Origin of the sequence: Sphingobium trunci (assembly GCF_022664535.1) — a bacterium.
Lineage (GTDB): Bacteria > Pseudomonadota > Alphaproteobacteria > Sphingomonadales > Sphingomonadaceae > Sphingobium.
On the sequence record NZ_JAKUJY010000031.1, the window covers coordinates 31,938 to 44,621 of the forward strand.

At 61.7% G+C, this 12,684-nt stretch carries 12 protein-coding genes; 8 read left to right on the forward strand and 4 right to left on the reverse strand.

Translation table 11 applies throughout. From position 1 onward, the window contains the following. Positions 1-57 precede the first annotated feature (57 nt). The 4 genes from MJ601_RS19340 (at position 58) to MJ601_RS19355 (ending at position 2,742) form a co-directional block, all read left to right on the forward strand. Entirely contained in the window at positions 58-723 is a 666-nt protein-coding gene (locus tag MJ601_RS19340) for a hypothetical protein (RefSeq protein ID WP_242129464.1), read from the forward strand. A 179-nt stretch (positions 724-902) separates the two neighbouring features. Continuing rightward, positions 903-1,220: a metalloregulator ArsR/SmtB family transcription factor gene (locus tag MJ601_RS19345; protein ID WP_242129466.1), complete on the forward strand. Its 318-nt coding sequence runs from the start codon at positions 903-905 to the stop codon at positions 1,218-1,220. 8 nt (positions 1,221-1,228) lie between these two features. After that, positions 1,229-1,747 (forward strand): hypothetical protein, encoded by a 519-nt coding sequence (locus MJ601_RS19350; protein ID WP_242129468.1) that lies wholly within the window; start codon positions 1,229-1,231, stop codon positions 1,745-1,747. Then, positions 1,744-2,742, forward strand: coding sequence for an acyl-CoA desaturase (locus MJ601_RS19355; RefSeq protein ID WP_242129470.1), 999 nt, complete (start codon positions 1,744-1,746; stop codon positions 2,740-2,742). The genes MJ601_RS19350 and MJ601_RS19355 overlap by 4 nt, the downstream gene beginning before the upstream one ends. A 562-nt stretch (positions 2,743-3,304) precedes the next feature. Here the strand turns inward: MJ601_RS19355 and MJ601_RS19360 are convergent. The 3 genes from MJ601_RS19360 to MJ601_RS19370 form a co-directional block, all read right to left on the reverse strand. Next, positions 3,305-4,213, reverse strand: a complete 909-nt coding sequence (locus MJ601_RS19360) for an MBL fold metallo-hydrolase (RefSeq protein ID WP_242129472.1) — start codon at positions 4,211-4,213, stop codon at positions 3,305-3,307. A gap of 95 nt (positions 4,214-4,308) precedes the next feature. Beyond that, entirely contained in the window at positions 4,309-5,073 is a 765-nt protein-coding gene (locus MJ601_RS19365; protein WP_242129474.1) for an alpha/beta hydrolase, read from the reverse strand. A gap of 23 nt (positions 5,074-5,096) precedes the next feature. After that, positions 5,097-5,912 (reverse strand): DJ-1/PfpI family protein, encoded by an 816-nt coding sequence (locus MJ601_RS19370; protein ID WP_242129476.1) that lies wholly within the window; start codon positions 5,910-5,912, stop codon positions 5,097-5,099. A gap of 474 nt (positions 5,913-6,386) precedes the next feature. Here MJ601_RS19370 and MJ601_RS19375 point away from each other — a divergent pair, with 474 nt between their 5' ends. From MJ601_RS19375 to MJ601_RS19390, 4 genes are all read left to right on the forward strand, one after another. Then, a complete protein-coding gene (locus MJ601_RS19375; RefSeq protein WP_242129478.1) occupies positions 6,387-6,683 on the forward strand; it encodes a putative quinol monooxygenase in 297 nt (98 codons plus the stop codon). Between the two features lie 187 nt (positions 6,684-6,870). Further along, positions 6,871-10,026, forward strand: coding sequence for a sensor histidine kinase (locus tag MJ601_RS19380; protein ID WP_242129480.1), 3,156 nt, complete (start codon positions 6,871-6,873; stop codon positions 10,024-10,026). A gap of 497 nt (positions 10,027-10,523) precedes the next feature. Next, a complete protein-coding gene (locus tag MJ601_RS19385) occupies positions 10,524-11,168 on the forward strand; it encodes a response regulator (protein WP_242129482.1) in 645 nt (214 codons plus the stop codon). A 242-nt stretch (positions 11,169-11,410) separates the two neighbouring features. Continuing rightward, a complete protein-coding gene (locus MJ601_RS19390; protein WP_242129484.1) occupies positions 11,411-11,935 on the forward strand; it encodes a winged helix-turn-helix domain-containing protein in 525 nt (174 codons plus the stop codon). Positions 11,936-12,129: 194 nt separating this feature from the next. On the opposite strand, the gene MJ601_RS19395 is transcribed toward MJ601_RS19390, so the two are convergent. Beyond that, positions 12,130-12,684 (reverse strand): LysR substrate-binding domain-containing protein (locus MJ601_RS19395; protein WP_242129486.1); only part of this gene is annotated, 555 nt, incomplete at its 5' end.

Here is a 12,684-nt window from a genome sequence, read left to right on the forward strand (position 1 = left end):
ACGCTTGGAATTAATTGTAGGGCGCTGATAGTAAAGGGGAAGAATAATGGGGGAGGAATGCTGATGCGTGGTTTGATTGTGTCACTGCTGGTCGCGTTGGCTACGCCGACTTTAGCTGTCGCCGCGGATCGTGTGGTCACGCTAGCTCCTGACAATCCGCTCGCAGGTGCCATACGGCTGGGCGAAGCGACCGGTGGCCCGAGCGTTCACGATGCCGTTCCGGCGGACGTCGCGGAGAAGGTATTTACTTCGCCATCTGACAGCGAGCCGGCGAACGGATGGTTCACCCGCACCTATACCGCCGCGCTGAAAACCAACGGCTTCATGGCAAAGAAGCCGGAGCTTGCGCGCTACGAACTGAGCGCGGAAGTCAAATCGATGGCGGTTACGCCCTTGCTGAGCGGATCTCATCACACCAGCGTGGTGGTGTACCGGTTGCGGGATATCACCAAAGATGCGGTTGTGTGGGAGCAAACGCAGTCCACGGACTTCGATGTCCGGCGCGGCATGCGGTTCGGGGCAATCGGCGGCGCGATAGGCTCTGCTGCTGGTGGCGCTTTGGCGGGGCAGAATCCGGCGGTAACAGCAAGTATGATCAGTAATCAGCGTCCACACCGCCCCTTCGATATCCGCATCGATGTGTGGGAGGGGATTATGCGCGGGTTCCAACAAATGGCGCAGAAGACGATGATCGAACTCTCAACCTTCCAACCACCTGCCTAGCAATAAATGCGTTTTCCATTCGGTCGGACCCGCCAACAGAGCCGCCGTTCCCGGAGTCGAAACGGCTCCCTGACACCCGCCATTCGTTCAGTTTGAACTGCAGACGCTAATCAGACCATCTCTTCGATCCTCGAACCAAATGCTTGCGCATAGATATTTTCTTAATTAGGAAATTATCTATGGAGAAAGTCTTCAAGGCACTGGCATCCGAGCCACGCCGGCGGATGCTCAACCACCTCACTGGCGGCCCGATGACGGTGAGTGAAATCGGCGCGCATTTCGACATGGCGATGCCATCGATCTCCAAACATCTGGCCGTCCTCAAGGACGCGGGTCTGGTCCAGGAACAAAAGCGGGGTCAGTTCGTGCTCTACAGCATTGCAGCCGATCACATGGCCAACCTACTCTATGGATTTCTTACGCCATTCTGCCCGGAAGCACGGAAGATCGTGAAGGACCGTAAGAGAGCGTCCAGACAGACCGGCGGCAAGCCGTGAGGACTCCTATGCTGTCTTCCGCAGCAATGGAAATAGTCGACTGGTTGGGCGAGCTCGGTTCACGATGGGGCCTGCCCACGGATGCCTGCCGAGTCCATGGGCTGCTGTTCCTCATGGCCAGACCCGTTTCGCAAGACGCCATTGAGGCCGAGCTGGACATGACATCGTCGCAAGTTGGCGACGCGCTGACATGGCTGGCGGAGGAGCGGCTTGCGGCGAGCGACGCAGATGGATGGACGACGCAGGCGGACCCGTGGCTGCTCGTCATGCAGGCGTTGGAAAGCCGGCGCGCCCGAGAACTGGCACCGGCCCGCGCCGTGCTGGCGACGTGGCGCTGCCCAGGTCCCACGGAAGATCCGATCGTGGCGCGCCAAGCGCGACTGCTGCACGATCTCGTCGACGATCTGGCGGCCATTGATGCCGGGGCACGACGCCTCTCGCCCGATGCAATGAGGCGGATGGTCAGTATTGGCGGACGTGCCGCCCGTTTCGTGGACAAGGCTTTTGGCAAAAGGAGCGGCTCGTGAGTCAGGCGGGGGGAGCGGCGTCGGGGGCATTCAAGGTCAATTCGTTGACTGGGCTGGACAGAGCAAGCGCGGTCGAGGGGAACGTCGTCTGGGATGGCCCACGTTCGCTTTGGAATATAGCCATCTTGGCGGCTGCCATAGTCTTCGGTCCCATGACCTTCACTTGGGAGGCGCTCGCAGTCTTCCTGCTGATGGCGGCGATCACCCTGTGCGCGGGCCATTCGGTAGGCTTTCACCGCCGGCTCATCCATCGCAGTTTCGAATGCCCCAAATGGCTCGAACGCGTTCTCGTGTGGTTCGGCACTGCGGTAGGGATGGGAGGACCTATCTGGACCATAAGATTGCACGATAGCCGAGACTGGGCGCAGCGCCAGCCGGATTGCCATTGGTTCCTGCGACATGCGAAGCCGCTGCCGATCGATGGGTTCTATTACTTGAATTTTCGATTGCAGTTGGCTCATCCCCCCGGCTTCGATCCTGGTCCCGGGATTGCCGACGACAGCTTCTACCGCTTCGTCGATCACTATTGGATGGCCCAGCAGATCCCGATCGCGATTGTGCTGTACCTTCTCGGCGGCTGGTCCTGGGTCGTTTGGGGCGTTCCCGTGCGTGTCGCCGCATGCACGACGATGCATTGGTTTATCTCCTATTTCGCCCACACCAGGGGATCACAGGACTGGTCCGTCGATGGTGCCGTGATCCAGGCCTACAATGTGCCAAGCATGGCCATTCCAACCATGGGGGAAAGCTGGCACAGCAACCATCATGCCTTTCCGAGCTCGGCACGCCATGGACTCTACCCAGGACAGATCGATCTGGGATATCGGTTCATCCAGCTGCTCGAGTGGCTGGGACTTGCCACCGACGTGAAATTGCCGGCGAACCTGCCGCCGCGGCCCGGCATCACGCCATTGACGACGCGTGCAATGAGTGCGGCCTCACGGCAGCAGGTGCGATATTCCGGGATCGAGGCGACCGACCATGCGACCTCCTGATCTGCTGGATCAGTTTCGTCGGGAATACGGACTGCCTCCGGCTTCTGCGTCCCATTGGCGCTTTCGCGTCGGACCTATTGAGTTTTGCTTGCCGAATTTCGCCTGGCGGCAGCGAGCGATCGATGCCCATGATCGGCACCATCTGATTACGGGGTATCCCCTGACCTTGACGGGGGAAATCCAGTTGGCTGCCTGGGAATGGGGCGCTGGTCGCTATCCCGATTGGCGTGCGACCGCTTTCTGCAGTCCGCTCATATTGGCGGGGGCACTATTCCTGCCGCGACGGACCTTGCGGGCGTTTCGGCAAGGGAGGCAATGCGAGAGCCTCTATCCTAGACGTAGTTCAACGACGTGAAGACCCGCCAACATCCCGGCCGTTCCGGCCCAGCATTGCCGAGCCTTAAACCTGCCGTCCGTTCATCCAGACCATGCCTGAATGCGAACCTAATATAAGGGCCGATAATGTGCCGCGCTCTCACCTGGAACAAGCAACATTTGATCAGGCGATTGCGGTCGGCGGGTAAAACGCAGTCAACATGCATGAACTATGGCCACACCCTCATCAGATCGCCAGCGTTTCACCATCCGCGGGGATGAGCAGGCGCTGCTCATATCCATCCCGTTTCGAGAAGGCACGCAGGTCGGCTCGGCTGAGGACGCAGTGGTTGAAGGCTTCCATGTGGCTGGCTATCAGCATGGCGTTCGGCGCGGCACGATGTACGGCGAGCACGTCGGCAGGACCCATGATGATCGGATCGAGGCCGATCACCGTCGCCATGCCAGCATTCAGTACGATCACCTCTGGCGAGTGGCGGACAATGGCCCGCTCGACCTCAGCGTTCCAAATAGTGTCGCCGGCGACATAAAGGGCCTTGTGAGCGGGATGGCTCATGACGAAACCGCTGACTGGGCCGAGGATCTGCGGCAATGCTTTCAGCGCCGCGTCGGTGCCATGCTGCCCGCCTGTGCGGTTCAGGCGCACTGCCCGAAATTCGGTGTTTTCGGTCAGCAACCGCACGTCCGAGAAGCCAGCCGATCGGAGCTGGGCGGCATCCTCGGTATTCTGAGCGAAGATCGGCAGCGACTTGTTCAGCTTGGCCTTCGCCACTTCGTCCCAATGGTCAGGATGCAGGTGCGTCACGATGACGGCATCCACGTCGACGATCGAGGCGAGCGGCATGGGTAGCGGTACCAGCGGGTTGCGCCGCTGGCTGTTTGCCGTTCCCACGAAGCCGGGATAGGCGTCTTTGTCGGCCAGTACCGGGTCAACAAGGAAGCGGACCCCGCCATAGTTGATGCGCAAGGTCGCATTACGCACTTGGGTGAGGCTCGCGCTTCGCATAGAACGCTCCGTCGCGGCACCGGCCGACCCGCTCTTGGCGAGTAGCGCCGAGGCGAGCAGCGCAGCACCGCCCAGCGTGATTGCCCGGCGGCGGGTTAATGCGTCCGGCGTGTATGAAGCATCGACCATCCAACACCTTCCCTCCACCGATATTCGGATCCTTGCCGAGACCCCGGTGTCTTTCAGGGCTGTCGGCGCGCGTGCCACCGTCCGGGATGTTCCAGCTATTGGGCGTCGGAAGCTGCAGCCTCGATGAAGGCGACCACTTCATTGGGGTGGGAAAGCATCACGGCGTGGCTGCTGTGTATCTCTGTCAGTTGGGCCTTGGCACGGGTCGCCATGAAGCGTTGGGTGGTCGGCGACACCATGTGATCCTGCGTCGTCAGCATCCAGCTGACCGGTTTGTCCTTCCACGCCGCCGAGGTGAGCTTGGTCTGCACCGCGCCGATGCCCCAGGGAACCTGCGCCACTGCCATGAAGCCGGTGACCGAGATATCGACGTCCTGGGCAAAGGCGGTCGGGAACTTGGCGGGATCGACGAGGATAAACCCGTCGGCCGGCGGGAGCAGCGGCGGACCGGACTCGCCCGGCACCGGCCGGGTAGCGAGCTCGAACACCGATTCCCCGGCATCGGGCGCAAGCGCCGCAATATAGGCGAGGCTTTTCACCCTGGGATCGGTGCCGGCTTCGGTGATGACCGCGCCGCCATAGCTGTGGCCGACCAGCAGGACGGGCTTGCTCGCCCTCGCGATCACCTGGCGCGTTGCCTCGACATCGCCCTCGAGCGTGACGGTCGGGTTCTGAACGACCAGCACCTCATAGCCGTCGTGTGTCAGGATGTCGTAGATCTGCTTCCAGCCCGATGCATCGACGAAGGCGCCGTGTACCAGGACGATCGAAACGGGCTTGCTGGGGGCGTGAGTCTGCGCGGCGGCGGCGGGGGACAGGCTGGTCATGGCCATCAATGCTCCGATGATTATGCGTTTCATGGATCTGGCTCCTTGCTCGGATTTTATGCGGTGGCGCGCTGCGCATCCGCCCCGGCGAGCTGGCGATCCAGCGCCGCGATCAGCGCCTTGGCGATCGGATGGTCAGAGCGCGGATTCTGTCCCGTGATCAGCTCGCGATCCTCGATGACATAGGGCTCGAAGTCCGGCCCGGTATCTATCATGGCACCGGCCAGACCGAGCGCGAACGGCATGTCGAAATAGATCTTGGCGTGCAGGATCGTATCCTCGATCACCTTCTCCTCGCTCTTCTGGAAGACCGTCATCCGGTAGTCGGCATATTGCCAGTCGCTGGCCCACTCCTTCGCCTTTTCCGGATCGCTGGCGATCAGCGCGGCGCGGAATTCGCGGGCATAGGGCATCGCTGCCACCGCAGAGATCGGGCCGTGGCACAGCATCGCGGTGGGCTTCTGATGTGTGTGTACGTGGCGCAGTATCTCACCGACCTGCTGATCGTGCATCAGATCGACGATCGGTGCCTGGCCGCCTGGGATGAATACGCCGGAATAGCTGGCGATGCCTTCCTCCAGGATCGAAGCCAGCGAGCGGCCCTTCATCGACGGATCGTTGGCGTAGAAATCCTTGGCGCGCTGATAGGCCGCGACATCGCCACCGAAATGGGCGGGCGTGTCCGAGGCCTTGTCGATCGTGGGCGGCGTCCCGTCGGGGGTCGCCATCACGACTTCGTAACCGGCGTCGATCAGCGCTATCGCCGGGACGACGGTTTCGTTGAGATACTGGCCGGTAGCGCCCCAATATCCGCCCCTGGTCTCGATCCGCCTTGCATTCGAACCAATGACGACGACCTTTCCTTTGCTCATAATGTCCTCCGTTGCGGCGGTCTGCGGGAGTAGTAGCCGCATATCTCATACGCCGTTGCCCACGGCCTCGGTCGTCAATTGCGGTAAGTTTGGGTTAAGAGCGGATCTAGCCTCAGATCCCCAGGCGGGCTGGTCCTCCTCGAGCTGACAATGAGTGGCGGGACCATCCTGTGCCGTGGCAGCGATAATGGCACCCGGATGGGTGCGGTACGCCGCGAGTGCCGGATGGAAGCTGCCATCGTCGAGGAACTTGCGAGTAGCGGTGGCCTCGACTTTCTGATGCTGCCCAGGGACATCGGGACCTTTTTTAGAGGTGGGGCTTGCCGCTTGAGGTGATCCCATGGTTGCCGATGTCTGCTGCGCCTGACCGAGTTTTACCGCGATTAACCGCGTGGTGGCGAAGCATTGGTCCAGGATTACCGTCCGTCCCGAAGGTGCTTCGGAATGAAGATCGGCTGTACCCGGAGAACTGAGATGACCATCAACGTGAAGACCGTTGGAATCTTGACCGCCCATCCGGGCAAGGAAGCTGAACTGTGCAACCTGCTCGCAGGGTTGATCGGCCCCAGCCGGTCTGAACCCGGCAATCTGCGCTACGATCTCTGGGCCGATCCGTCGGAGCCGGGGGTCTTCGTGCTCGACGAACTCTATGTCGACGCTGATGCGGCCGCGGCGCATCAGGCATCCCCGCATTTTCTGCACTATCGCGCAAATGTTGGCGCGCTGGCCGACCGCCGGGCCTTGAGCCTCCAGGCGGTCGTGGTTGCCTAAGGGCAAGGGATGGAAATTCGATACGATAGGCAGGCAGATTACTGCCCTGCGCACCGACCGGATGCCGTTCGCGTGCCGGCGCGTCTCAGGCCCCGGGCGTGGGCGGCATTCCTAGAACGATGCGCGTGACGACAGCGGAGAAGATGATCGCGTCCGGGCGCTAGGCGCGGGGTCGACCTGATTGAGTATGGTCCGATTGCTCGCGCGCCGTATGCTCTGTCAATTTCCGGGCGATCTTCTCGCGCTCCAGCGTGACACTGCAGCCGTTTTGGACAAAATATGGGGGATGTCACCTGCTGGGAAATTCCTCATTCTGGGAATGCTTGCTCCGCTTCTCCCGAGCCTGTCCGATGCATGCGCGGCGGATGCCAAGCGCAGCCTGCAGCAACTGCGCCACACCAGCTGGACTTCGAGAGACGGAGCTCCCCCGGAGATATGGGCTCTTGCACAGTCGGGCGACGGTTACCTCTGGCTGGGCACGGGAGGCGGACTCTATCGCTTCGACGGAGCGAGTTTCGAAAAGTTCCGACCATTCAAAGGCGAAAGCCTTCCCTCGCTCAACGTCAATTCACTGCTTGTCACCCGCTCCGGCGACCTTTGGATTGGCTTTGCATCAGGTGCCTTGGCAAGACTCCGCGCGGGCCACCTGACGACGTTCGACTTGGGCCTACCGCCGGTCCCCGTGCTGGAGCTATCCGAGGACCGTGCAGGTGGAATCTGGGCGGCCCTGGGCGAGGATGACAGAGGCGGAGTCGCGCGCTTTCGTGACGGAGGATGGAAGATTTTCGGTCTTTCTCGCGGGGTAGCCGCGGGCGCTGCCACCAGCGTCCTCGGAGCGGCCGACGGATCGGTATGGGTAGCGGCCGGTGGCGAACTCCAGGTGCTGCGTCCAGGCGCCAATCATTTTTCGCGCGTCGCCGCCTCGGCTTCGGACAGACCAAAGCTGAAGCAGTCACCAGATGGAGCGATATGGCTGACCACCGGCGCCCGCCCCGGTCTTCAGCGCATTGCGGCAGCGCCTGCTCAAGCCAAGCCGAAATGGATCGCGCCGCCGATGACGGCCAATCCGCGAGCGGAGAGCATCCTGTTCGATCGCCACGGCAATCTCTGGGGAACCTACGGGAGTGGCGGCGTCTTTCGTCTCGGCGGCGTCGGCTTGAGAGGTGGCGCGCTCGTTGCGCATGGCGAAAGAGAGCAGTTCGGCGTGGAGCGCGGCCTCACCTCGAACCTCGCCAACCCGATCCTCGAGGATCGCGAAGGCAATGTCTGGGTGGGTACAAATCTCGGTCTCGACCAGTTTCGCGAAACGAGCGCAGTGGTGGCTGTCGGGCTGCCTACGGATTCGCGGAATGGTTTCCGGATAGCGCCGGGTCCCGGGGGTTCGATGTATGTGACATCGAACGACGCTCTCTTCAGGGCGAACTCGGAGCATGTCGCCCGGAAGCTGGTCCGGCTTCCGCGGCGGCCGTTGATACTGCACACCGATGCGCTGTCACGTACCTGGATCGGCACGGACCGATCGCTGGGCATTTTGTCGGGCGACACGGTCCGGGACGTGCCGTTGCCGTGGGCGAGGAGCAGGCGGTTTGCTCTCCTCGAGGAAGCCGCCGGTCGAATCTGCGTCTCGTCCGTGGAAGGCGCCTTTTGCCGGAAGCGGGGTGGATGGACGGCGGAGCCACGCCTCGCAACCCCAGGCATTCTGCCGAAGCAGATGCTACGCGACGCGGGCGGGCGCGTATGGATCGCTGAAGGCGGGCGCATCGAGATGGTCGAAGGACCCGCACGCCGGCTGTTCTCCGCGCGCGACGACCTTGCCCTGGGGACTATCGTGGTGATCGCCGTCCGAGCGCGGCATGTTTACGCAGGCGGCGACTTTGGCCTGGCGCGGTTCGACGGGCGGCGCTTCATCACCCTCAGATCGGATGTGCATCCTTATTTGAGCCGGACCGCCGGAATCGTCGAAACGGCGGAAGGCGACCTGTGGCTCAATACGGTCGCCGGCGTAGTTCATATCAGGCGTGCCGACTTGGACGATGCCTTCGCGCATGGAGTACGACCAGTAAAGGCACGAGTGTTCGATCGCGACGATGGGCTTCCCGGTGTGGCGCAGCAGGACTCCTGGTCGCAAACGGCGATGGAGGCCTCCGACGGGCGTCTCTGGTTCGTGACGAGGCTCGGCGTGGCTTGGATCGACCCCAAGCAGCTCTCCTTCAATTCACTCCCACCGCCAGTCATCATCAAGTCCTTGGTTTCGGGCGGCCGCATCTATACGGGCGTCGCGCCAATTCAGCTGCCGAACGGCACGTCCAATCTCCAGATCGAGTATACTGCGCCGAGCCTTTCCGTGCCTTCACGCGTGCGTTTCCGTTACCAGTTGGAATCCGTGGACGATGGTTGGGTCGACCCGGGCACGCGCCGCGGGGCCTTCTATACGGGGCTCAAGCCAGGCAGCTACAGGTTCCGCCTTATGGCGGCGAACGATGACGGCGTGTGGAACCGACGGGGCGCGACACTGGAGTTCGAAATCCCGCCGACTTTCGTCCAGAGTCGGCCGTTTTACCTCCTTTGTACGGTTCTGGCGCTGGCGCTGCTATGGCTCGGCTATTCGCTGCGGCTGCGCGCCGTCGCCGAGAGCATCCGAGCGCGGATGAACGAGCGACAGGACGAGCGCGAACGCATAGCCCGCGAGTTGCATGACACGCTGCTGCAGAGCGTGCAGGGGCTGATCATGCGCTTCAGCAACATCGCCCAGGACATAACAGCAATTCAGCCCGCACACCGAGACATGCTTGACGCATTGAACAGCGCAGACGCGGTCGTGGTGGAAGGGCGCGACCGCGTCCACGAGTTGCGGCGCTGGAGCGGAGCACGGAGCCTTTCCGACGTGGTCACTCGCACCGCCGAGCGGCTACTGCTGCCCGACAAGATTGAGATTCGGGTAGGCGTCGAGGGACCGCAAAGGGAGATCTACCCCGCAATCGCCGATGAACTGCTGCGGATCACGGACGAGGCATTGTTCAACGTCTCCCGTCACGCACGCGCGCGCAAGGTTGCGATCACCGTTGCTTATGGAACGCCAGCACTTGTCCTGCGCATCACTGACGACGGCGTCGGCATCGCGTCGGAGATCGTCGCCCAAGGCGGTCTCCCCGGTCATTTCGGCCTGCTTGGCATGCGCGAGCGCGCCAAGAAGATCGGAGGACAACTGGTCATCAGACCCCAGCCGGCCGGCGGAACGCAAGTTGAAATGAAGGTCCCCGCCGAGATCGCCTATGCCGACAAACCGCGTTCGATATGGTTGGTTTGGTGGCGTCGCCTTGCGTTGAAGCGCAAGCGTAAATGACATCGTATTCGCCAACGCCTCCGTTGAATTCCACGGCCTGGCTGCTAGATTTTGATAAGGATGGTGGAGCTATCTTTAACATTGGCGAACAGCCGCAACTTCGTCGTTCGACATAGTACAAACAATCCCAACGGGAATGTGTGCGGCCTTCGACGCGTCGTCGGGGCAGAAGGTGCCGCGAGGCGGTATGCGGTCGTTCAGCTTGGTGAAGCACGGTTAATTCTGGTAGCGTGAAGACCTTGGGCGGGTGCTTGCTGTCGACGCGCGTCAGATGTGGGCTTACGTCCCTCAGCGGAGACCCGTTCGCTGTCGGATGTAAGGGTCGGATGAGGATCGGAGCACAGCTTGCCTATGCCGAGACACGAGACGCCCGCCGGTTGGTGCGAGAGCGCCCGAAATGACTGATGCAGGACCTGGCCTACCTGTTCACTGCGCTAAGTGTCTGTTTAGAAATGCGCTTTGTTGCGCATTTCTAAACAGACACTAGGCATGGAGGCATGGCGATGGATGAGGCGACGCCCGCCAACCCGATAAGGGTGATGGTCGTCGACGATCACCCGATGCTGCGTGATGGAGTGGTCGGGTCGATCAAGCGTCAACCCGACATGATCGTCGCTGCGGAAGCGGGGGATGGCGCCACTGCGATCGTGGGCATTGAGGCCGCGAGGCCGGACATCGTTCTGATGGATCTTCAGATGCCCGGTATCGATGGCGTCGAGGCGATCCAGGCGATCCGCAAGAGCCATCCGCAGGTACGCATTCTTGTGCTCACAACCTACGCAGGCGACGCCAAAGCGTTGCGTGCGCTCAAGGCTGGCGCGGACGGCTATCTGCTCAAGAGCGCGATGCGAACCGATCTGATCGACGCGATCCGCGCCGTGCATGGCGGCGGACGCCATATCCCTCCCGAGGTCGCGGCCCAAATAGCGGTGCACGCGATCGGCGAAGCCCTGACCGAACGCGAAATCGAGATTCTATCGCTGGTGGCCGCCGGCAATCCGAACAAGCAGATCGCCTGGAGGCTGGGCATCTCGGAGGACACGGTTAAGGCGCATCTCAAACGCACTTTCGCCAAGCTCGGGGTCGCAGACCGTACGCATGCGGTCACGGTTGCTGCCAAGCGAGGGATCATCGAGCTTTAACCATTCCGTCGACGATTTAATCGACTGGAGGCATTTTCGCCTGTTCGCCAAGGTCGTTGGTAACAATTGTCTTGTCACCCAAATGGGTACTCTGACTGGCCCGGTTTGGGGCCATGGACCGATATCGGAGCTAAAGCTTATTCTGCCGCTGTCGGGTAGCGCGACATGTCCGACGAATCCCAAAGATGGGCCGCCAGATGCTCACCGGCCACGCTAGGCGCCTAGTCAGGAGGAGTGCCAAAATGCCAACCGCTGCTGCGTTCGAACCTCTACTCAGGACGACTCATTCGCCGGGGTACCCATCCAATTCTCACCAAGCCGTGCCAGCCCAACGCTCCTTTGCGTTCGGCCCTTTCCTCCTCAAGCCCGAACAGCAGCTACTGCTAAAGCGCGAAGTGCCGGTCAGAATCGGAGGGCGCGCGCTCGACATCCTCACAGCCTTGGTCGAGAAGCCGGGCGAACTGTTGGACAAGCGCACGCTTATCTCGCGGGTCTGGCCGAACACCTATGTCGAAGAGACCAATCTCAAGGTGAATGTGGCGGGCTTGCGCCGAGCCTTGGGAGATGATCCTTCCTTGCCGCGGTTTATCGCGACCATCGTCGGAAGAGGCTATCGTTTCATTGCACAGGTCCATACGACTGGATTCCCCGCACCAGCATCAGACTGTCGCCCCTCGCGACAGCCGCCCAGCATCATTGAGTTAATCGCGACCGTGGATGCGGTTCGGGAGCACCTTGCCAAATTCTCGTTACTCGGAGGATTATGATAGAGAAGCGAACGTCATTACGACGTGGCGGCGGTCTGCAAGGTTGCACAGATCTCGTCGGGATCGATTTCACCGCGGGAGGGCGACCGGGGCCGCCAGCAAACCGGACGTTCGCGGCTTAGAGAGGGCTCGTCGAAAGACGCAATCAGTTCATGATCTGGCAGCGCCCCAACGACCAAAGTTCGTCGATGACCTCAGACAGCTTCAGGTCGAGAATCCGATGGCATTGTCACGGTAAGACCCAACTCCTCGACCAGGGCGTCGAACACCGCGCGATATCGCCCGCTACTGCGCAGGTCTTCATGCATCACGATCCAGAGCGGCAGGTTGAAGGCAAATGCATCAGGCAGGACGCGCTCGAGCATGGTGTCGCGCCCTGCAATCACCTCCTGACAGATGCCGATGCCGAAGCCCGCGCGGATCGCGGCAAGCTGGACGACGGTGTTGTCCACCCGCAGCGCGAAATTCGCGTGATCGAGACCGGGCAGCGCGCCCAGCACCGTGCGTGAGAAGCTGCCGCTGCTGTCCACGCCAATCAGGTCGTGTTCGACAAGGTCAGCGATCGATCCTGGGATGCCCCGCAGGTCGAGATAATCGCGATGGGCATAAAGGCCCAGTTGCAGCACGCCCAGCTTGCGCGCAACCAGCGCCTGCTGGGTTGGTTCGACCATCCGGATCGCGATGTCGGCCCGGCGCTGTAGGAGGTCGTCCACCGTATCACTCGCCACCAGTTCGATCGAAAGTCGAGG

Excerpts from the sequence above, each read along its gene's own strand:
- MJ601_RS19340 (WP_242129464.1), top strand. The coding sequence starts at position 58 with ATGCTGATGCGTGGTTTGATTGTGTCACTGCTGGTCGCGTTGGCTACG.
- MJ601_RS19345 (WP_242129466.1), top strand. The coding sequence starts at position 903 with ATGGAGAAAGTCTTCAAGGCACTGGCATCCGAGCCACGCCGGCGGATG.
- MJ601_RS19350 (WP_242129468.1), top strand. The coding sequence starts at position 1,229 with ATGCTGTCTTCCGCAGCAATGGAAATAGTCGACTGGTTGGGCGAGCTC.
- MJ601_RS19360 (WP_242129472.1), bottom strand. The coding sequence starts at position 4,213 with ATGGTCGATGCTTCATACACGCCGGACGCATTAACCCGCCGCCGGGCA.
- MJ601_RS19365 (WP_242129474.1), bottom strand. The coding sequence starts at position 5,073 with ATGAAACGCATAATCATCGGAGCATTGATGGCCATGACCAGCCTGTCC.
- MJ601_RS19370 (WP_242129476.1), bottom strand. The coding sequence starts at position 5,912 with ATGAGCAAAGGAAAGGTCGTCGTCATTGGTTCGAATGCAAGGCGGATC.
- MJ601_RS19375 (WP_242129478.1), top strand. The coding sequence starts at position 6,387 with ATGACCATCAACGTGAAGACCGTTGGAATCTTGACCGCCCATCCGGGC.
- MJ601_RS19380 (WP_242129480.1), top strand. The coding sequence starts at position 6,871 with ATGGTCCGATTGCTCGCGCGCCGTATGCTCTGTCAATTTCCGGGCGAT.
- MJ601_RS19385 (WP_242129482.1), top strand. The coding sequence starts at position 10,524 with ATGGCGATGGATGAGGCGACGCCCGCCAACCCGATAAGGGTGATGGTC.
- MJ601_RS19390 (WP_242129484.1), top strand. The coding sequence starts at position 11,411 with ATGCCAACCGCTGCTGCGTTCGAACCTCTACTCAGGACGACTCATTCG.